The 19258-nt window shown below is 71.9% G+C and carries 15 protein-coding genes; 7 read left to right on the forward strand and 8 right to left on the reverse strand.

Annotation, left to right across the window (positions count from 1 at the left end):
• Nucleotides 1-15: 15 nt before the first annotated feature.
• Nucleotides 16-2088, reverse strand: a complete 2073-nt coding sequence (locus JXZ78_RS08350; protein ID WP_030021806.1) for a phosphocholine-specific phospholipase C — start codon at nucleotides 2086-2088, stop codon at nucleotides 16-18.
• A 507-nt stretch (nucleotides 2089-2595) separates the two neighbouring features.
• Here JXZ78_RS08350 and JXZ78_RS08355 point away from each other — a divergent pair.
• The 5 genes from JXZ78_RS08355 to JXZ78_RS40165 all read left to right on the forward strand — a co-directional run bounded on the left by JXZ78_RS08355 (nucleotide 2596) and on the right by JXZ78_RS40165 (nucleotide 8278).
• On the forward strand, nucleotides 2596-3552 hold the full coding sequence (locus JXZ78_RS08355; RefSeq protein ID WP_030021807.1) for a hypothetical protein: 957 nt from the start codon (nucleotides 2596-2598) through the stop codon (nucleotides 3550-3552).
• A 348-nt stretch (nucleotides 3553-3900) separates the two neighbouring features.
• Nucleotides 3901-5352: an amino acid permease gene (locus JXZ78_RS08360; RefSeq protein WP_033038542.1), complete on the forward strand. Its 1452-nt coding sequence runs from the start codon at nucleotides 3901-3903 to the stop codon at nucleotides 5350-5352.
• A 66-nt stretch (nucleotides 5353-5418) separates the two neighbouring features.
• Nucleotides 5419-6372 (forward strand): GNAT family N-acetyltransferase, encoded by a 954-nt coding sequence (locus JXZ78_RS08365; protein ID WP_030021809.1) that lies wholly within the window; start codon nucleotides 5419-5421, stop codon nucleotides 6370-6372.
• A 172-nt stretch (nucleotides 6373-6544) separates the two neighbouring features.
• Nucleotides 6545-7432 carry a sigma-70 family RNA polymerase sigma factor gene (locus tag JXZ78_RS08370; RefSeq protein ID WP_030021810.1) on the forward strand — a complete coding sequence of 296 codons (888 nt, stop codon included), beginning with the start codon at nucleotides 6545-6547 and terminating at the stop codon, nucleotides 7430-7432.
• Between the two features lie 66 nt (nucleotides 7433-7498).
• A complete protein-coding gene (locus JXZ78_RS40165) occupies nucleotides 7499-8278 on the forward strand; it encodes a GNAT family N-acetyltransferase (RefSeq protein WP_208870184.1) in 780 nt (259 codons plus the stop codon).
• 42 nt (nucleotides 8279-8320) lie between these two features.
• On the opposite strand, the gene JXZ78_RS08380 is transcribed toward JXZ78_RS40165, so the two are convergent.
• Both JXZ78_RS08380 and JXZ78_RS08385 read right to left on the reverse strand, forming a co-directional pair.
• Nucleotides 8321-9439 (reverse strand): prephenate dehydrogenase, encoded by a 1119-nt coding sequence (locus JXZ78_RS08380; protein WP_030021812.1) that lies wholly within the window; start codon nucleotides 9437-9439, stop codon nucleotides 8321-8323.
• Nucleotides 9439-10842, reverse strand: a complete 1404-nt coding sequence (locus JXZ78_RS08385; protein WP_030021813.1) for an aminotransferase-like domain-containing protein — start codon at nucleotides 10840-10842, stop codon at nucleotides 9439-9441. The genes JXZ78_RS08380 and JXZ78_RS08385 overlap by 1 nt, the downstream gene beginning before the upstream one ends.
• Before the next feature lie 383 nt (nucleotides 10843-11225).
• On the opposite strand from JXZ78_RS08385, the gene hppD reads away from it, so the two are divergent.
• Together hppD and JXZ78_RS08395 are read left to right on the forward strand one after the other, a co-directional pair.
• The gene (hppD, locus tag JXZ78_RS08390; RefSeq protein WP_050502699.1) at nucleotides 11226-12332 is read left to right on the forward strand and encodes a 4-hydroxyphenylpyruvate dioxygenase; all 1107 of its coding nucleotides are present in this window, start codon (nucleotides 11226-11228) and stop codon (nucleotides 12330-12332) included.
• Complete coding sequence (locus JXZ78_RS08395; RefSeq protein ID WP_208870185.1) at nucleotides 12322-13521, forward strand: alpha-hydroxy acid oxidase; 1200 nt, start codon at nucleotides 12322-12324, stop codon at nucleotides 13519-13521. The genes hppD and JXZ78_RS08395 overlap by 11 nt, the downstream gene beginning before the upstream one ends.
• 113 nt (nucleotides 13522-13634) lie before the next feature.
• On the opposite strand, the gene JXZ78_RS08400 is transcribed toward JXZ78_RS08395, so the two are convergent.
• The 5 genes from JXZ78_RS08400 to JXZ78_RS08420 form a co-directional block, all read right to left on the reverse strand.
• A complete protein-coding gene (locus JXZ78_RS08400; protein WP_030021816.1) occupies nucleotides 13635-13850 on the reverse strand; it encodes a ferredoxin in 216 nt (71 codons plus the stop codon).
• Between the two features lie 58 nt (nucleotides 13851-13908).
• A complete protein-coding gene (locus JXZ78_RS08405) occupies nucleotides 13909-15123 on the reverse strand; it encodes a cytochrome P450 (protein WP_030021817.1) in 1215 nt (404 codons plus the stop codon).
• A gap of 8 nt (nucleotides 15124-15131) precedes the next feature.
• The gene (locus tag JXZ78_RS08410) at nucleotides 15132-16322 is read right to left on the reverse strand and encodes a cytochrome P450 (RefSeq protein WP_030021818.1); all 1191 of its coding nucleotides are present in this window, start codon (nucleotides 16320-16322) and stop codon (nucleotides 15132-15134) included.
• Between the two features lie 25 nt (nucleotides 16323-16347).
• Nucleotides 16348-17865 carry a tryptophan 7-halogenase gene (locus tag JXZ78_RS08415; protein ID WP_238782755.1) on the reverse strand — a complete coding sequence of 506 codons (1518 nt, stop codon included), beginning with the start codon at nucleotides 17863-17865 and terminating at the stop codon, nucleotides 16348-16350.
• A gap of 65 nt (nucleotides 17866-17930) precedes the next feature.
• Entirely contained in the window at nucleotides 17931-19217 is a 1287-nt protein-coding gene (locus JXZ78_RS08420) for a cation:proton antiporter (RefSeq protein WP_030021820.1), read from the reverse strand.
• Nucleotides 19218-19258: the final 41 nt, after the last annotated feature.

The following is a 19258-nucleotide window of genomic DNA, read 5'->3' on the forward strand; positions in this document are numbered from 1 at the left end:
GGGCGGCCGTACGGATCACACCGTGTGGATCCCGGGGTCGCTCACCCCGGCCGCGCCGTTCTCCACATGGCCCGCGAACCGGCGCAGATACGTGCGGTCCGCGTCGCAGACCACGCTGACGTCGTACCAGCGCTTGCCCGCCCGCAGGTCCACGGTGTGAGTCACCCGCTGCCCCGGGCGCACGGTGAACGTGCGGGAGGCAGCGCCGTACGCGTCGGTGAGCTTCAGGGTGCGGGCGCCGTCGCCCGCGTTGGTCAGGACCAGGTCGAGATTGCCGGTGGCCCTGTTGTGCCGCGCGGTCACCTCGGGGCCCGCCGTCCTGCCCGGCCCCCGAAACGTCCGCAGGAAGCCGTTCGGGCCGAACACCGAGAGGTCGTACGTGCCCTGCGAGTAGGCCGTGTTCCAGCTGTCGGAGTCGGCCTTGCCGCGCTCGGTGGTGTACGTCCAGGGGCCGTCGCCGCGGTTCGGCGCCGTGACGTAGAAGTGCGCCCCGGCTGCGTCACCGCCGCTGAAGCTCAGGCGGTACTTTCCGGCCGCGGTGTCGGCGGCGCCGTCCACGTACGGCGCGTAAGGCAGCGGCCGGGTGGGACGGGTGCCGCGCTCCTGCTTGGGCAGACTGCCGGCGGCCGGCGGCGCGGGGTGGAAGTCGGCAGGCTTCGGGTGGATCGGCGTGTAGCCGCCGGTGCCCGGCAGCGCGCCCGGCCTGCCCGTACGGCTGAAGTCGAAGGCCGAGGTCAGGTCGCCGCAGACGGCGCGCCGCCACTTCGAGATGTGCGGTTCGGCGACCCCGAAGCGGCGCTCCATGAAGCGGATGACCGAGGTGTGGTCGAAGGTCTCGGAGCAGACGTACCCGCCGGTGCTCCAGGGGGAGACGACGAGCATCGGCACCCGCTGGCCGAGTCCGTACGCTCCGGCCGGGAAGCCCGCGCCGCCGGGGTAGAGCTCCAGTTCGGTGGAGACGGTGGACCGGCCCTGGGCGGCGCCGGCCGGCGGGTACGGCGGGACGACGTGGTCGAAGAAGCCGTCGTTCTCGTCGTAGGTGATGAACAGCGCGGTCCTGGCCCAGACCTTCGGGTCGGAGGTCAGCACGTCCAGCACCTGGGAGATATACCAGGCACCGTAGTTGGCGGGCCAGCTCGGGTGCTCGGTGTACGCCTCGGGACAGGCGATCCAGGAGACCTTCGGCAGCCGGCCGTTCTTGACGTCCGCCCGCAGGTCGTCGAGGAGCTTGCCGCCGCCCTTCACGTCGGAGCCGCGCCGGGCCTTCTCGTAGAGCGGGTCGCCGGGCTTCGCGTTGCGGAAGCTGTTGAAGTACAGCAGGGAGTTGTCCCCGTAGTTGCCCCGGTACGGGTCCTTGATCCAGCCCCAGCCGCCCGCCGCGTCCAGGCCGTCGCCGATGTCCTGGTAGATCTTCCAGGAGACGCCCTTCGCCTCCAGCCGCTCGGGGTACGTCGTCCAGCTGTAGCCCTTCTCGGCGTTGTCCAGGACCGGGCCGCTGGGGTCGCCGGGGCCCTTGCCGTCGTTGCCCGTGTACCCGGTCCACAGGTAGTAGCGGTTCGGGTCGGTGGAGCCGATGAACGAGCAGTGGTAGGCGTCGCAGACGGTGAAGGTGTCGGCCAGCGCGAAGTGGAACGGGATGTCCTTGCGCGCAAGGTGCGCCATCGTGGTGGCCGTCTTGGCCGGGACCCACTGGTCGTAGCGGCCGTCGTTGAACGCCCGGTGGCTGCCCTTCCAGTCGTGGTTGAGGTCTTCGATGAAGGTCAGCCCGAGGTTGTCGTCCGCGACGCGGGGCCGGAACGGCAGTACTTCCTTGCCCTTGCCGTCGGACTGGTGCCACACCGGCTTGCCGCTGGGCAGCGTCACCGGCCGGGGGTCGCCGAAGCCCCGTACGCCGCGCAGCGTTCCGAAGTAATGGTCGAAAGAGCGATTTTCCTGCATCAGGACGACGATGTGCTCGACGTCCTCGATGGAGCCGGTGCGGCGGTCGGCGGGGATCGCGGCGGCACGGGCGATGCTCTGCGACAGCGCGGAGAACGCGGCGGCCCCGCCGGTGAGTTGCAGGAACCGCCGCCGGTCGAGTTCTGGCATGGCTGAAATGCCCCCTTGGGCTGGGAGGGTACGGGCGCGACTGGAGTGTTCCAAGAGGAACGAGGCCGTGGGAAGACGTCGTGACACCCGGGTGAAGAGTCGCGGGACGAGGCGTGAACAGGCGACGGACGGCCCGTCGGCACCGCCATGCCGGGCATACGCTGAACCGGCTCCGTACGCCGGTCCGCCCCGCCCGAGGCGGACCGTTGGCGACATGCCGGGCTGACCCCCCGCCGTACGGCACCCTCCACCGCATTGGCATATGCCAATTGCATACCGCGGATTTCCCGCCGTCACACGATGGACCGATTTCGCCGCCAATGTCGCGCACGCCGCCGATGCGGAATCAGGTAATTCCGATCACCAGTTTCGAACCCAGTTGCTGCTGAGTAGGGTGTGGCACTGCCGGTGGAACTGGGGGAACAGTGCGTACCGGTTGATTTCGGCATGGCTGAAAATGCGCTGGTGTCCGACCTCACCGGCAGAACGGCAGGAGCGGCAGGGGACATGACCGCTGGGTTATTCGAAGGGCAGTACGTGTGGCATCCGGCAGCCGATGATCTCCCACTCGCGCGGGCCTGCGTGGACATCCGGGCAGGCCGCTACTTCGGCGCGCGCGAGATCCTGCGGGAGGCACGCGGCGATCACGGCGTACGCGCCCACCGCTCCCTGGTACTGGCCTCCGAAGCGGCCGACTCGGACCTGGCGGAGCGCTGGCTGGCCGAGGAACCCGGCCGGGAAGCGGCCCTGCTGTGGGCGCGCGTCGCGGTCCTGCGGGCGGTCCGCGCGGCCGACGGCGGCGACAGCCGGGCCGAAGCCCTCGGCCGGATCGCAGTGGCCGCCTGCGACCGGGCCGCCGAGACGGCCCCCGACGACCCCACACCGTGGTCGGCCAAACTGACCCTGGCCCGCCTCCAGCAGCCCCGCGACCCTGCCCCGCAAGGACTGCTCACCGCGCCGCCCGGGCCCTGGACGCTCTTCTCCCACATCCTGCGGCTCGACCCCTGGAACCGCGAGGGCCACCACCGCTTCCTGTCGTTCTTCTTCCCGCGCCACGGGGGCGAGGCGAACGCGTCCTGGGACGTCGCCGCGTTCCTCAGCCAGCGGGCACCGGCCTCCTCACCGCTGCGCCTGCTGCCGCTGGTGGCCCTGGTGGACGGCTACAACGCCGATTCGCTCCTCGCGGAACGCACCTGGGAACAGCCGCAGTGGAAGGCCACGGCCCTGAGCGTCTACCGCAACTGGCTGCCGCACGTCGCCGGTTACCGCTTCACCCCCGTGCTGGACCTGGCCTACCTCGCGCACGCGCTGCACATGGCACAGTGCGCCTTCGAGGCACGGGCGGTGTTCACGGCCATGGGCCCGTACGCCTCCCGTATGCCGTGGAGCGCCTTCGGCGACCCCGAGGAGCAGCTGAACAAGGCGAGACGCGCGTGCGGTCTCCCGGTGCCCGATGCTTCCTGACGCTCCCGGCGGTTCCGGGGGAGGCGCCGCGCGCCCGCCCCCGGAACCGCCGTCCCATGTCCCCGGGCCGGGACCCACCACCCACCGCGCCCACGCCCCGGCCGCCCGGCCCCCGGTCCCCTGATCCCCCGCTTCCCCCATACCGCCCGGCCTGCCGGACACGGCCCCCCGTGCCCCGGCACGCCCCGAAGACAGGTGCGACACCGCGTATCGGCGCTCCGCGCCGAGGTCTTCCTGTCCCCCACCAGAAAGGTTGCGGTTGTGTCCGATTCCGTGTCCCCCGCCCGCACCAGAAGCCACCGCGCCGCGGATCCCGTCACGCTCGACGACGACGCGACGCTGCACGCCATGGGCTATCCGCGGAAACTGACCCGGCGGTTCCGCGCGTTCGACAATTTCGCGATCTCTTTCACCATCATCAACATCCTTTCCGGGATCTTCTCCTCCTTCGGGTTCGGTATGAACGCCGGCGGGCCGGTGGTCCTGGTCTTCGGCTGGATAGCCGTCGCCGCCATGGTGCTGTTCGTCGGCGCCTCGATGGCGGAGATCGCCTCCGCCTACCCGACCAGCGGCGCGCTGTACTTCTCGGCCGGGAAACTGGCCAAACGGCACCGGGGCGCCTGGTCCTGGTACACGGGCTGGCTGAACTTCGTCGGCCAGGTCGGCGGCACGGCCGCCACCGGCTACGCGGCGGCCACCTTCATCCAGGCCTTCATCGCCATGCAGTGGCCGTCCTACGAGGCCACCCCGCAGCGGGCGGTCCTGATCACCGCGGCGATCCTGTTCGTCCAGGCGCTCGCCAACACCTTTACGGTGCAGCTGGTCGCGGTGCTGAACCGGATCTCCGTGTGGTGGCTGCTGATCGGTCTGGTCGTCATCGTCACCGCGCTCATCGCGCTGCCCTCGCACCACCAGTCCCCGTCGTTCGTGACCCACTTCGTCAACAACACCGGGTTCACCAACGGCCTGTACGGCGCGATGCTCGGCCTGCTGGTCACGAGCTGGACCTTCACCGGGTTCGACGGCAGCTTCCACATGTCCGAGGAGACGGTGCAGGCCACCGTCAACGCGCCCAAGGGCATCATGCGGGCCATCGGCTACTCCGCGGTCGCCGGCCTGGTCCTGATGCTCGCCCTGGTCTTCGCGATCCGCGACTACGCGGGCGCGGCGGGCGCCGAGGCACCGCCGGTGCAGATCCTCATCGACGCGCTGGGCACCGGCACCGCCAAGTTCCTCCTGCTGATCGTGATCGGCGCGATGCTCTTCTGCGGCCTGGCCAACATGACCAGCAACACCCGGCAGATCTTCGCCTTCTCGCGGGACGGCGCGATGCCCGGGTCCCGGTGGTGGCACTCGGTCTCCGCGCGCACCCGTACCCCCGTCAAGGCGGTCTGGCTGGCCGCGGCCTGCTCCCTGGTCCTGGTCATTCCCGGCTGGTGGTCGCACACCGCGTTCACCGCCGTCGTCAGCGTCAACGTCGTCGGGCTCTTCCTCGCCTACGCGGTGCCGATCTTCCTGCGGCTGCGGCTGGACACGTTCCAGCCCGGCCCGTGGAACCTGGGGCGGTACGGCAAGCTGGTCGCGGCCGTCGCGGTGACCTGGATCGTGATCAGCAGTGTGCTGTTCATGCTGCCGCAGGCCTCGCCGATCACCGCGGAATCGTTCAACTACGCGCCGATCGCGCTGGGCGTGGTCCTCGTCATCGCCACCGTGTGGTGGTTCGCCACCGCCCGGCGGCGCTTCCAGGGCCCGGTCAGCTACGGTCGGCCCGACGAAGTCGCCGCCATGGACCTCATCTGACGTTCCGCCACCGCCCCGCCGCCCCGCACGGCGGCGGGGCCCGACAGCCAAGGACACCCACCAGGTATGACCTCTCCCGGCGAGATCCCGCACCAGAACGCCACCACCGGCACCTCGGCCGGTACCGCCCCCGGCACCACGACCGCGACCCTCGCCGCGGCTCCGGGCACCCCGGCCGGTGAGTTCACCGTCCGCCCCGCCACCCTTGAGGAGTGGCGCGACGTGGCGCAGTGGGCCGCCGACGAAGGCTGGAACCCGGGCCACCGCGACACCGACTGCTTCCACGCCACCGACCCGGACGGCTTCTTCATAGGCCTCCTGGACGGCCAGCTCGTCTCGTCGGTGTCTGTCGTCAACTACTCTCCGGAGTACGCCTTCCTCGGCTACTACCTGGTGCACCCGGACCACCGCGGTACCGGGCTGGGCCTGGCCACCTGGCAGGCCGCGGTGCCGCACGCCGGGAGCCGGACCATCGGTCTGGACGCGGTCCCGGCGCAGGAGGCCACGTACCGGCGCTCCGGCTTCACCACCGCGTACCGCACCACCCGCTACCGCGGACGCCCCGTCCGCCCCGGCGCTTCCGCGGCGCCGGTCGTCCCGGTGACGCCTGCGCACCTCGACGCCCTCGCCGCGTACGACCAGCAGTGCTTCCCGGCCGGCCGGCGGGCGTTCCTCTCCCGGTGGCTCACCACCGAAGGCCACCACGCGTACGCGCAGCTGCGGGACGGGAAGATCGCGGGGTACGGCGTGCTCCGGCCGGCCCGCGACGGGTACCGCCTGGGCCCGCTCTTCGCCGACACGTCCCAGGGCGCCGAAGCCCTCTTCGACGCGCTGACGTCGCACGCGGGCCCGGACGGCACGGTCCACGTCGACATCCCCGACCCGCACCACGGCGCGGGCTCCCTGGCCCTCTCCCGGGGCCTGGCCCCGGACTCCCACACGATGCGCATGTACACGGGGCCGGTGGCGCCGGTGCGTGCGGAGCAGTGCTATGCGGTGACGAGCCTGGAACTGGGCTGAGCCGAAACGTTCCCCCTCCCCCGCCCCCGACGAGAACCCCGGCCGGCCCGGCGCGCACCCGCCACCGGCCGGTGTCGAACTCCCGTGCACAGCATCCGCGTTCACGCAACGTCAGTACGCTCACCCGAGAAAGGTGATGTGGTGCGGTACGCATGGGGCACGGGAGGCTTCGATGGGCGGCGGGGAGGCGGGGGGCGAGGACGCGGCGGCGTTCTCCCGGCTGGGGGCACGGTACCGGGCGGAGTTACAGGTGCACTGCTACCGGATGCTGGGCTCGTTCGAGGAGTCCGGCACGCTGGTGACGGAAGCGCTGCTGCGGGCCTGGCGCGAGCGGGAGACCTTCGCCGGGCACGCGACGTTCCGTACCTGGCTGTACCGCGTCGCCACCCGTGCGTGCCTGGACCACCTGGCCGCCCGCCCTCGTACCCGTACCCCCGCGGCAGTGCAGCCGTGCCCCGACACGCTGCTGGATCAGGTACTCGCCCAGGAGCCCGCGTCGGGTGAGGTGGTGGCCGGGCCCACGATCGGGCTGGCCTTCGTGGCAGCGCTCCAGTCGCTGCCGCCGCGTCAGCGGGCCGTCCTCGTCCTGCGGGACGTACTGGGCTGGTCCGCGCGCGAGACTGCCGCGACGCTGGGGGTCAGTGTGGCGGCGGTGAACAGTGCGCTGCAACGGGCTCGTCCGAGGGTGCGGAGCCGGGTACCTGCGCGATCGGCGGGCCCCGACGAAGGCACTGTGCTCCGGCGTTACGCGGCGGCGCTGGAGAGCCGGGACGATAATGCGCTTGCCGCCGTACTGGCAGAGGGGGCAGGCTCTGCCCGGCTCACCTTGCCCCCGGACCTTCGCACCGTACCCACCTGGATGAACCGGCAGCCCGCTGCCGCGCTCTACGCCCGGGGCACCGGCGAGCCCCGGAGGCAGGGCGAGCCCCGGGGTCAGGGCGAGCCGGCCCACCGTGCCCATGCCCTCGAAGTACTGCGCGTCGAGGACGGACGGATCGTGGAGGTCACTGTCTTCGGCCCCGGCCTCTTCGTCGTCCTGGGCCTGCCCGCCGCCCTGTGAGCCCTGAGAATCCTGAGAACCCTGTGAGCCCTATGAGACTTATGAGCCCTGTGAGGACATCACCGCATGAAGAGAAGTGAGATCGCCGGTCTGCTGACGCGCTTGGACGAGGAGCGCCGGGCTTCCGGTACGGCCGCCCCGGACGGGACGACCGTGCGCGAGACCGCTCCGGACGGTTCGGAGTGCCGGATCGTGTACGCGCGCTGTACGGAGGAGGACGCCGGCCTGGTGATCCGCGCGGAGATGGCCCGTGCCGACGCGCTCGGCTGCACGCTGGAGTGGAAGCTGTACGGCCACGACGCCCCGGCCGGCATGGGGGACCGTCTGCGGGCGGCCGGGTTCGAGCCGGAGGACACGGAAAAGGTCCTGATGCTGCCGGTCAGCGAGGCGACGGCGGCGGCCTTCCAGTCACCGGCGTACGAGATCCGCCGCGTCCAGGACGTCCAGGGCCTGGACGACGTGGCCGGGATCTCCCGGGACTCGGGGCGCCGCAACGTCGCCGAGGAGCGCCGGCAGCTGGAGCTGAGCCTGCGGGACGCACCCGAGGAGATGAGCGTCCATGTCGCGTACGTGAACGGTGTACCGGCGGCCTGCGGGCGGGTGTACTACCGGCCGGGCGGTGCCTTCGCCGAACTGGCCGGCGGGCGAACGCGCCCTGCCTACCGGAAGCGGGGGCTGTTCACCGCGCTGGTGGCCGCCCGGCTGCGGGAGGCGGCTGCCCGCGGCCGTGCCCACGCGTGCGTGGACGCGCTCCCCACGTCCGAACCGACGCTGGTCAAGCGCGGGTTCACCGAGGTGACGACGACCCGGCCCTTCGTGTACGAGCCCGCAGCACGGGTCGGTTAGGCGGAGGCGGACCACCGGCGGTATCCGGCGGACCGGGCCGGCTCACGCGACGCACGCCGGGTGACCGTCGGCATCGGTACCGGCGTCCCAGCCCTCGGCGGTGACGCGGGCCAGCAAGGGGCCGGAAACGGCGGCGGGTACGGCGAGCCGGACCGTCAGGTCCCCGCGCACGCCGTCGGCGGGGCGCACCTGCGCGTCCTCCGGGCCGACCCCCAGTTCGGCGGTGGCGGCCAGCAGCCGGGACAGTTCGCCGGGGCGGTCGGCGATCCGGACGTGTACGGACGCGGTGCGCGCCGGACGGCCCGGGAGCCCCGTGGGGATCTCGCCGAGCCCGGTGATCCCCCGGTCGAGGAGGTCGACGACCGCCGCCAGACTGTGCTCGCTGCGCCGGTCGGCCGGTCCGGCCAGGTCGCGCAGGGCGGTGAGGAGTTCGGCGAGGTCGGCCTGGAGGCCGGTGAGGACCCCGGCGACGGCACCGGCGTTGGCCTGGAGGATGTCGCTCCAGAGCCGGGAGTCGCCGCCGGCGATCCGGGTCACGTCCCGGAGGCCCTGGCCCGCGAGCCGCGCGGCCTGCGGCGGTCCGTCGCCGAGCCGGGCCGCCATCAGGCTGGACACCACGTGCGGCACGTGGGACGTGAGCGCCACCGCCTCGTCGTGCGCCTTGCTCTGCATCACCAGCGGTACGGCTCCGCAGAGTCCGATCAGCGAGAGCGCGCGGTCGAGGGCGGTGCGGGAGGTGAGCCGGGACGGGGTGAGCACCCAGACGCGGTCCTGGAAGAGGTCGACGCGGGCCGCGAGGGGGCCGGAGCGTTCGCGGCCGGCCAGCGGGTGGCCGCCGATGTAGCGGGTCGGGTCGGGCGCCCTGGCCAGGACCGCCCGTTCCGGCTCGTACTTGACGCTGGCCACGTCGGTGTACGTACGGGCCAGTCCGCGTGCCTGCTGCTGGGCCAGGACGGTGGCGACGAGGCTGGGCGGCACTGCGATCACCGCGAGGTCCACCGGTTCGGGCGGCGGTCCCGCCAGCCCGGCACCCAGCGCGGCAGCGGTCCGTACGGCGGACGGGTCGCTGTCCTGGAGGTACACCCGGACTCCGTGGCGGGCCGCCGCGAGGGCGAGTGAGGTGCCGATCAGTCCGGTGCCGACGACGGCGAGGGTGCGGATCACCGGGCACCGTCCGGGGGCGGGCCGGCCGGTGCGGCGGAGGGGGTGGCGGCCCCGTCCGCCGCACCGGCCTCCTGGGCCGCCGCACCACCGTTGGCGCGGAGCCGGTCGGTGATGAGCGCGGCGAGCCGGTCGAGGCCCTGCTCGATGCGTTCAGGGGTGAGGGTGCTGATGGACAGCCGGAGCTGGCGGCACTGCGCGGACGCGCCGTAGAAGTGGTGCATCGGGGTGAACAGCACGCCGTAGCGGCGGGCCGCGTGCTGGAGGAAGGCGTCGGTGACGATGAACGGCACGCTGACGACGACGAAGAAGCCGCCGGTCGGTTCGTTCCACGTGACACCGGGGCAGTCGGCGAAGCGCCGGGCCAGTCCGGCCAGCACCTGGCCGAGGTTGCGCCGGTAGACGTCCGTCTCCCGGCGGTTCGCCTCGACCATGCTGCACCCGTGCCGGAGCAGCTTGCCGCCGATGACCGCCTGGGCGATCGGCGAGGTGTTGACGGTGAGCATGCTCTTGATCTTCGACAGTTCGTCGGCGAACAGCCGTTCGCCGCCGTCGCCGGTCACCCGCTGGTCGGCGACCACGAACCCGACCCGCGCCCCGGGGACCCCGGTCTTGGCGAACGAACCCAGGTAGACGACGCGGCGGTTGCGGTCCAGGGACTTCAGCGTCGGCGGGCGTTCGGCGGACGTGTGGAAGACGCCGTACGCGTTGTCCTCCAGCAGCAGGAGGTTCTCGTTCTCGGCGATCTCCAGCAGCCGGTGCCGGTCGGCCAGTTCCATGCTGGCGCCCACCGGGTTGGAGAAGTCGGGCGTCACGTAGCAGGCCCGCACCCGCCGGCCCGCGGCCCGTGCGCGGCGCAGCTGGGCGAGCAGGTCGTCGAGATCGATGCCGTGCTCCCCGGTGTGCACCGGCAGCACGGGCAGGTCGGCGAGGAGCGCGGCGCCGGTGAGGCCGACGTAGGCGGGCCTGGGCGCGAGCACGGCGTCGCGGCTGCCGGCCCGCAGCGCGCGCAGCACGAGGAACATCGCCTCCTGGCAGCCGACCGTGACGACCACGGACCCGTCCACGGTCTCGATGCCCTCGTCCACGGCCAGGCCCCGCGCGATGAGTCCGGCGATGATCCCTTTCGTCTCGCCGTACTGGTAGAGGGTCCGCGCGATTTCCGCTTCCGTCATCCGGCGCTCGGCCCGCAAGTGATCGCAGAAGGTCTGGAGGTATTCATGCACCTGGGCTGCGTCATAAAAGCCTTCGTACGGCCGCCCCGCCGCGAAAGAGATCGCTTCCGGATACTCGTCGGCGATCTGATTCAGAAGATTCATGGACTCCATCGAGGCATCGGCCAGCGACGCGTGCAGCGTCGCGGCATTCAACTCGGCGACAATTTCCGGTTGCATGATTTCCATGGCTGCCTTCTGTCAGTCAGGAACGGGTACGACGCGCGCGTCCGCGGCCCGCGCCGGGCCCTCAGCATCCCCCAGGGCCGGATCGACAGCAATGGTTCTCCCGCGCGCGTACGGGGTCAAGGTGATACCACTCCGACGGCCGGTCCCACCGTAATTCTTGACAGGTGCGACAGCCGTAGCGCCGGTGTAATGTCGGGCATCACTGAAATGGTTCGCCTTCCGCTGTCCGGCGGCAGTGGCGAACCCGCGAAGAGGTCCATGGATTGGACCGGGCCGGACCGGTCGGTCATCGGCGCGGTCGTGCGGCAGGTAATCCGTCCACTCCGGCAGGCGAGCCGGCTCGACGAGCCGCGTCCAGATCATTCCTTCAAACGGGGACTCTCATGACAGTTTCAAAAACCACAGCGGCAACGGCTGCTGTCAGCCCGGTCAGCGATCTCGCGATCGACTACGTCGAGCTGTACGTGGAAGACCTGGACGCGGCGGCGTTCGCCTGGGTCGACCGGTACGCGTTCACCGTCGTCGGCACCGGCGGCTCCGGCGAGCACCGCAGCATCGCCCTGCGGCACGGCACGATCACCCTGGTGCTCACCATGGCGACCTCCGACCGGCACCCGGCGTCGGTGTACGTCCTGGCGCACGGCGAGGGCGTCGCGGACATCGCGCTGCGCACCACCGACGTCGAGGGCGCGTTCGCGCACGCGGTGGCCAACGGGGCCCAGCCGCTGCGCGAGCCGGCCCGGCACGAGCCCGGCGGCGGCGTCACGGCGACCGTCAGCGGCTTCGGCGACGTGGTGCACACGCTGGTGCAGCGCGCCCCGGACGAGGGCCCCGGCCTGCCGGTCGGCTTCGTGCCGACGCTCAAGTCCCGGCAGCCGGTGCCCAGCGAGGTGGGGCTGCTCGAACTGGACCACATCGCGGTGTGCCTGAACAACGGCGACCTCGACGCGACCGTCGCGTACTACCAGCGGGCGCTCGGCTTCCAGGAGATCTTCGAGGAGCACATCGTCGTGGGCGCGCAGGCGATGGACTCCAAGGTCGTCCAGAGCCCCACCGGCCGGGTCACCCTGACCCTCATCGAACCGGACACCACGGCCGACCCGGGGCAGATCGACGACTTCCTCAAGAGCCACCACGGGGCGGGCGTCCAGCATCTCGCGTTCTCCTGTGACGACGCCGTGCACGCGGTGCGCACCCTCGACGGCCGCGGCGTGGAGTTCCTCAGCTCCCCCGCCGCGTACTACGACCTGCTGGGTGAGCGGATCGCGCTCAGCGACCACAGCCTGGACGACCTGCGGTCGACCGGTCTGCTGGCGGACCAGGACCACGGCGGACAGCTGTTCCAGATCTTCACCGCCTCGACCCACCCGCGGCGCACGATCTTCTACGAGATCATCGAGCGGCAGGGCGCGGAGACGTTCGGCAGCTCCAACATCAAGGCGCTGTACGAGGCCGTGGAGCTGGAGAAGAAGGGCCAGCGTGTCCTGTGAGGACCCGGCGCCCGGCGGCGCGGCGGCGGCGGACACGCTCCTGACCCTTGAGGACGTCGAGCGTGCCGCCGCCGCGGTGCTGCCTGCCGGGGTACGGGACTTCGTGGCGGGCGGCAGCGGGCGCGAGCGCACGCTCGCCGCCAACCGGGAGGCGTTCGACCGGGTCTTCGTGCGGCCGCGGGTGCTGCGGGACGTGTCGCGCTGCGCGACCGGCGCCGACCTGCTGGGCCGTCCGGCGCGGATGCCGGTGGCGGTGGCACCGGTCGCGTACCAGGCGCTGGTGCATCCGGAGGGTGAGCTGGCGGCGGCGCGGGCGGCGAAGGCCGCGGGGGTGCCGTTCACGGTGAGCACGCTGAGCACCGTGCCGGTGGAGGAGATCACCGCGCTCGGCGGCCGGGTCTGGTTCCAGCTGTACTGGCTGCGCGAGCCGGGGCGTGCGCTGGAGCTGGCGCGGCGTGCGGAGGACGCCGGTTGCGAGGCGCTGATGCTGACCGTGGACGTGCCCTGGATGGGGCGGCGGCTGCGCGACGTACGCAACGAGTTCGCGCTGCCCGAGCGGGTGCGGGCGGTCCACCTGGACGGCGGTGGCGCCTCGGCCGCGCACCGGCGCGCCGCCGGCGCCTCGGCGGTGGCCGTGCACACTGGCCAGGAGTTCTCGTCGGCGCTGACCTGGGCACACGTGGCGGAGCTGCGGGCGCAAACCCGGCTTCCGCTGCTGCTCAAGGGGGTGCTGGCGGCGGAGGACGCGGTGCGTGCCGCGGAGTTCGGGGTGGACGCCGTCGTGGTGTCCAACCATGGAGGTCGACAGTTGGACGGTGCCCTGCCGAGCATCGAGGCGCTGCCGGAGATCGCCGAGGCGGTCGGCGGGAGCTGCCAGGTGCTGCTGGACAGCGGCGTCCGCTCGGGTACGGACGTGCTCAAGGCGCTGGCGCTGGGCGCGTCCGGGGTGCTGGTCGGGCGTCCCCCGGTGTGGGGCCTGGCCGCGGCCGGGGAGGCGGGTGTGCACCGGGTGCTGGGCCTGCTGTCCGCCGAACTGTCCGACGCGCTGGGGCTCGCGGGCTGCGCCACGGTCGCGGACGCGCGGCGGCTGCGTACGGTGCGGAGCGGGGCAGCGGCCGGGCCTGCCGGGGCCGCCGGGCTCTCCGGGGGCCGGGGCGGTCCCGCCCGGGTGGAGGCCGGCGGCCCGTAGCGCCGGTGTCCGGTGGCGACGCGAAAACTCCTGGTGGCCGGGGATTCCGGCCACCAGGAGCTCTTTTTCGTGGTGTTCTCCGGTGGCCCGGCGTGGCGCCGGGTCCGGTGGCGTTACGAGGCGTCGGTCTCCATCTCGTGCACCGCGATGGCGCCCGCCGGGCAGCGCAGGGCCGCCGTCCGTACCTTCGCCTCCAGGTCCGCGGGCGGCACCGGGTCGGTGAGCAGCACCGTGCCGTCCTCCTCCGACTGGTCGAAGACCGCGGGCACCAGCAGCTTGCACATGCCGGAAGCGGCGCAGATCTCCGGGTCCACCCGTACCTCGACCATCGTGCTCTCCTCATCTCCGGGGTGTCCGGGCGCCGCGCGCCCTGGTGGTTCCCGGCCGTCACCAGGCGACCGGAAGGTGCTCCAGGCCGTAGGCGATGGAGTTCGTCTTGTGCGGCACGTCAGCGGCGGGTACGGCCAGCCGCAGATCGGGGAAGCGCCGCCACAGCGCCAGGTAGGCGGTGCGCAGCTCCATCCGGCCGAGTGCGGCGCCGATGCAGTGGTGGATGCCGTGCCCGAAGGCGATGTGCGGCAGCGGATCGCGGTTCACGTCGAACCGGTCGACGTCGGGGCCGAGCGCCGGGTCGCGGTTGGCCATCGGGATCGAGCAGACGATCTCCTCCCCGGCCTTGACCAGCTGGCCGGCCACGACGACGTCCTCGACCGCGGTGCGCGGGGTCGGCGCGTGCGCGACGGACAGGAAGCGCAGCAGTTCGTCGACCACGCGGTCCACGTTCTTCTCCGGGTCCGCCAGGAAGACGGCGAGCTGGTCCGGGTGTTCCAGGAGGGCCAGTACGCCGAGGCTGATCATGCCGGTGACGTTGTCGAGCCCGGCGAGCACCATCAGGCCGCAGATGCCGAGCAGTTCCTCGTCGTCGAAGTTGTCGCCGTGGTCGCGGATGAGCTGGCCGATGAACCCCTCGTCGGGGTCCTTGCGCTGCCGTTTGACCAGCGCGCGCAGATAGCCGGAGGTGTACGCCTGGGCCGCCGCCCGGTCCTTGCGGCTGCGGTCCTGCTCCAGCTGCCACTGGTGCTTGACCAGGAACTCGCGCCGGTCGTCGCGGGGCACGCCGAGCAGTTCGCACAGGACGGCGCCGGAGATCGGGCTCGCGTACAGGTCGACCAGGTCGGCGGGCTGCCCGGCCCGTTCCATGGCGTCCAGGCAGCGTTCCGCGATCTGTTCGGTCACCGGCTTGAGCCGCTGGATGCGGCGCACCGTGAACTCCGGTGTGAGCATCTTGCGGAGCCGGGTGTGCTCGGGCTGGTCGTAGTCCATGAGGTGGCCGGACATCTCCTGCGGGCGGTGCTTGCTCCCGCCGCGGATGGCCTGGGCGCGGAACCGGCGCTGGTTGCTGAAGCGGACGTGGTCGCCCATCACCTGCCGGACCGCTTCGTAGCCCAGGGCCATCCAGATGGGCTCGGTCGCGGCCCCGGGCGCCGGGGCCACCTCTTCCTTGACGAGGGCGCCCTGGGCGCGCTGCTGACGGATGTCGTCCGACGGGCCGAAGCCCGCCCGCCGGGCGTGGTCGAACTGGTGCTGGGTCTCCTCCGGCATTGCGTCTCCTACCATTCGACGGGCAAGGATTCCAAGGCGTACTGGCGTGAGCGGGCTGGCCGGAAGCGGACCTTCTCCGACGGCACCGCCAGCCGGAGGCCGGGGAAGCGGCGCAGCAGTGCCGGGAAGGCGATGCGCAGTTCCATCCTGGCCAGCGGGGCGCCGAGGCAGTGGTGGATGCCGTGTCCGAAGGCCATGTGCGGGGTCGGCTCCCGGGTGATGTCGAAGCGGTCCTCCGGCTGGCCTGCGGCCGGTACGCGGTTGGCGGCCAGCAGCGAACAGGCCACGCTCTCCCCGGCCTTGATGTGCTGGCCGCCGATGGTGACGTCTTCCAGCGCGGTGCGGGGCGAGGCGGTGTGGATGACGGTGAGGTAGCGGACCATCTCCTCCACGGCGCGGTCGGTCAGCTCGGGGTTGTCGCGCCAGAGGGCGAGCTGGTCCGGGTGCTCCAGCAGCAGCAGGGTGCCCAGGCCGATGATGCTGGCGACCTGTTCGAAGCCGGCGGCCATCACCGTCGCGCCGATGCCGGCCAGTTCCGCGTCGGAGATCGCCGAGCCCTGTTCGCGCACCAGGTTCCCGATCATGTCCTCGCCGGGGTTGCGGCGCCGCCGCTCGGCGAGCTGTCCCATGTACGCCCAGTACGCCTTGCCGGCGGCCAGCTGCTGTTCCTGGGTGCGGCCGACGTCGCGGGTGATGTCGAGGTAGCGCGCCAGTTCCGTCTGGTCGTCCCGGGGCACGCCGAGCAGCTCGCAGCTGACGAGCCCCGGGATCGGCCAGGCGAAGTACCGTACGAGGTCCGCCGGGCGCCCGATGCGCTCCATGGTGTCCAGGCAGTCCTCGACGACCTCCTCGACGCGGGGCTCCAGCCGGCGCATCCGCCGCACCGTGTACTCCGCGGTGAGCAGTTTGCGCAGCCGGGTGTGGTCGGGCGGGTCGTACTGGAGGAGGTTGCCCGCCTGCACCAGGTTCTGCGCGTCCTCCTCGCTGTCGGCGGGCGGCCGGGTGCTGAACCGTTCGGTGTCGGAGAGCACCGCCCGTACCTCGGCGTGCCCGGTGGCCACCCAGCCGAGCTGGCGGGAGGGGCCGATGGTCACGTCGGTCTCGACCAGGGGCGTCTCCCGGGCCATCTCGACGAGTTCGGGCACCGGGTCGAAGCGGTCCCGCCGGTAGTGGGCGGGAATCTCGGGTGTCTCGGGCATCCGCGGATCCTTTCCTTCCTCGGGGTCAGCCGCTGCTGGCGGGGAGCCAGAACATGCCGTCGGGGGACGAGACGAGTCCGCCGGGGACGAGGGGGGCCTCCGGTTCGGCGTCGGCGCCCAGCAGGGCCCGCATCTGGACCTGCGAGCCCTCGCGGGTCACCTGGCTGACCACGGCGGACTTGAACAGCGGCAGCATGCTGCCGTCCTCGCTGTGCGCCAGCTGGTCCACGGCGCCCGCGAACTCCGCCGAGTCGGCCCGCAGCCGTTCCGCCATCGCGTCGGCCTCGGAGAGCGCCGCCTCCCCCGACGAGACGCCGCCGACCAGGTCGACGAACGCCTCCATCTCGGAGCGGTCGTGGCGGGTGACCTTCTTCGCCTGCCAGAAGTAGGACTGCTCGCTGTGGTGCATCTCGTAGAACGAGAGCAGGAACTCGTAGAAGACGCTGTACTCGCGCCGGTAGCGCGCCTCGAACTCGCGGACCGCCACCGTCTCGTCGACCAGCCCGGCCAGCGCGCTGTTGATGCTGCGGGCGGCCAGCAGGCCGCTGTAGGTCGCCAGGTGGACGCCGGAGGAGAACACCGGGTCGACGAAGCACGCCGCGTCGCCCACCAGGAGCATGCCGGGCCGGGCGAACGTCGTCTGGTGGTACGAGTAGTCCTTGCGGACGCGCAGTTGGCCGTACTGGCCGTCGGTGACGCGGGTGGCGCCGGAGAGGTACTCCGATATCAGGGGGCACTCGGCTATCAGTGCCGAGAGCGCGCGTTCCCGGTCGCCCTGGATCTTGTCCGCCATCTCGCGCCGTACCACCGCGCCCACGCTGGTCAGGGTGGGGCTGAGCGGGATGTACCAGAACCAGCCGCTGTCGAAGGCGACCGAGAGGATGTTGCCGGAGTTCGGCTCGGGCAGCCGCTTGCCGCCCTCGAAGTAGCCGAACAGCGCGAGGCTGCGGAAGAACTCCGAGTACTTCCGTTCGCCGCCCACCCGCTGGAACAGCCGGCTCTTGTTGCCCGAGGCGTCCACCACGTACGTCCCGTACGCCTCGTGCTCCGCCCCGTCGGCGTCGGTGTAGCGCACGCCCCGTACCCGCTCGGTGTCCGCGATCACGTCCGCGACGGCGCACCCCTCGCGCACCTCCGCGCCGCACCGGCCGGCGTGCCGCAACAGGATCTCGTCGAACTTCGAGCGCTCCACCTGGTACGCGTACGAGGTCGGCCCGGCCATGCGTTCCGAGACGGAGAAGGAGAACGTCCACGGCTCGGGCGTCGCCCCCCAGCGGAAGGTGCCGCCCCGCTTGCGCGTGAAGCCCGCCGCCGCCAGCTCGTCCGCGACCCCCGTCAGCCGGCACACCCCGTGCACCGTCGACGGCAGCAGCGACTCGCCGATCTGGTAGCGCGGGAAGAACTCCTTCTCCAGCACCAGCACCCGGTGGCCCTGCCGCGCCACCAGCGCGGCCAGCGTCGAGCCGGCCGGCCCGCCGCCGACGACCACCACGTCGTACGTCTGCGAGCGAGCGGAGTTCCCTGCGTTCACCGAATTCGCCACGGCCCTCTCCCCCATTCTCGGGCGGAATGTTTCTGTGCGTTTGCGCGCAGATTCCGATCCGCCGGCTATTCGATTGTTAATTTTCTCTGAGAAGTCGTCAAGGAAGACGATTTGACACCGGGTTCCGGTGTGCCGGGCCGGCCGATCAGGGACAGCAGCGGTCCGGTCATGAAGGTCGTGATCAGCGCCATGAGCACCAGGACGGTGAAGAGTTCGGGGCCGATCACGCCGGATTCCAGCGCCACGTTCAGCACGATCAATTCGGTGAGGCCCCGGGTGTTGACCAGGGCGGCCACCAGGGCCGACCCGTGCGGATCCAGCCGGCTCAGCCGGGCCGCGGTGTAGGCCGGGACGAGTTTGCCGACGGTGGCGACGGCCACGATCAGCGCGAGCAGCAGCCCGGAGTCGCCGTCCAGCGAGCCGATGTTGAACGACAGGCCGGTGGTGACGAAGAACAGCGGCAGCAGCAGGCCGGCGCTCTGCTCCATCGGGCGCAGCACGTCGGCGTCCGGTACGCCGTCGCGGCGGGGCATGGCCAGGCCGGCCAGCAGCCCGCCGAAGACCGGGTGCAGGCCCAGTGACGCGGTGACCCAGGCACTGCCCAGGGCGAGCGCCAGCGCGATGGTGACCTGGTTGGCCAGCAGCGCCCTGGAGCGCCGCAGCCACCAGCCGAGCACCGGGCGCACCACCAGGAACAGGCCGGCCACGAACACGGCGAGCAGCAGCAGGGTCACGGCCCAGGGCGGGCCGGGCGCGTGGCCGGTGCCGACGAGGGCGGCGGCCAGCACCAGCCACGCCGCCACGTCCATGAACCCGGCGGCGGCGGTCGCCACCGTCCCGGCGGACGTGCCCGCCAGTCCGCGCTCGCGGACGATGGCGACGAGGACCGGCAGGGCGGTGACGGACGCGGCCACCGCCATGAAGAGCAGGAAGGAGCGGCCGCCCGAGTGCTGCGGGTCGACCGCCTCGTAGAGGCCGGGCAGCAGTTGCACCGTTCCGGCGCTCAGGCCGGCCGGCACCAGCAGTCCGAACAGTGCCACCGTCGCCGCCGCCCGGCCACCCCGGCGCAGTTGGCGCGGGTCGATCTCGTAGCCCGCCACGAACATGAACAGCACGATGGCGACCTGGGACAGCACGGTCAAGAACGGCAGGACCTCCTGCGGGAACAGGTGATCCGTCAGATTTCCGGGGAGCCGGCCCAGCAGGGTCGGTCCCAGGGCGATGCCCGCCGCGATCTGCCCGATGACGGCCGGCTGGCCGATCCGGCGGGCCGCGGCCCCCAGCAGCCAGGAGACCAGGACGATCAGAGCGACATCACCGATGACCACGGTGACCACGGTTTCCGTACGCACTTCCGAGCCCCTCCCCCGCGGGGGCGGCCCGCGTCCGGACC

This window comes from Streptomyces monomycini, from assembly GCF_022271435.1.
GTDB lineage: Bacteria > Actinomycetota > Actinomycetes > Streptomycetales > Streptomycetaceae > Streptomyces > Streptomyces monomycini.

What these genes read in the sequence shown, in the direction of transcription:
- JXZ78_RS40165 (WP_208870184.1), top strand. Translation starts at nt 7,499, where the DNA reads ATGAAGAGAAGTGAGATCGCCGGTCTGCTGACGCGCTTGGACGAGGAG.
- JXZ78_RS08385 (WP_030021813.1), bottom strand. Translation starts at nt 10,842, where the DNA reads ATGGAAATCATGCAACCGGAAATTGTCGCCGAGTTGAATGCCGCGACG.
- JXZ78_RS08400 (WP_030021816.1), bottom strand. Translation starts at nt 13,850, where the DNA reads ATGGTCGAGGTACGGGTGGACCCGGAGATCTGCGCCGCTTCCGGCATG.
- JXZ78_RS08405 (WP_030021817.1), bottom strand. Translation starts at nt 15,123, where the DNA reads ATGCCGGAGGAGACCCAGCACCAGTTCGACCACGCCCGGCGGGCGGGC.
- JXZ78_RS08360 (WP_033038542.1), top strand. Translation starts at nt 3,901, where the DNA reads ATGGGCTATCCGCGGAAACTGACCCGGCGGTTCCGCGCGTTCGACAAT.
- JXZ78_RS08355 (WP_030021807.1), top strand. Translation starts at nt 2,596, where the DNA reads ATGACCGCTGGGTTATTCGAAGGGCAGTACGTGTGGCATCCGGCAGCC.
- JXZ78_RS08350 (WP_030021806.1), bottom strand. Translation starts at nt 2,088, where the DNA reads ATGCCAGAACTCGACCGGCGGCGGTTCCTGCAACTCACCGGCGGGGCC.
- JXZ78_RS08365 (WP_030021809.1), top strand. Translation starts at nt 5,419, where the DNA reads ATGACCTCTCCCGGCGAGATCCCGCACCAGAACGCCACCACCGGCACC.
- JXZ78_RS08370 (WP_030021810.1), top strand. Translation starts at nt 6,545, where the DNA reads ATGGGCGGCGGGGAGGCGGGGGGCGAGGACGCGGCGGCGTTCTCCCGG.
- hppD (WP_050502699.1), top strand. Translation starts at nt 11,226, where the DNA reads ATGACAGTTTCAAAAACCACAGCGGCAACGGCTGCTGTCAGCCCGGTC.
- JXZ78_RS08410 (WP_030021818.1), bottom strand. Translation starts at nt 16,322, where the DNA reads ATGCCCGAGACACCCGAGATTCCCGCCCACTACCGGCGGGACCGCTTC.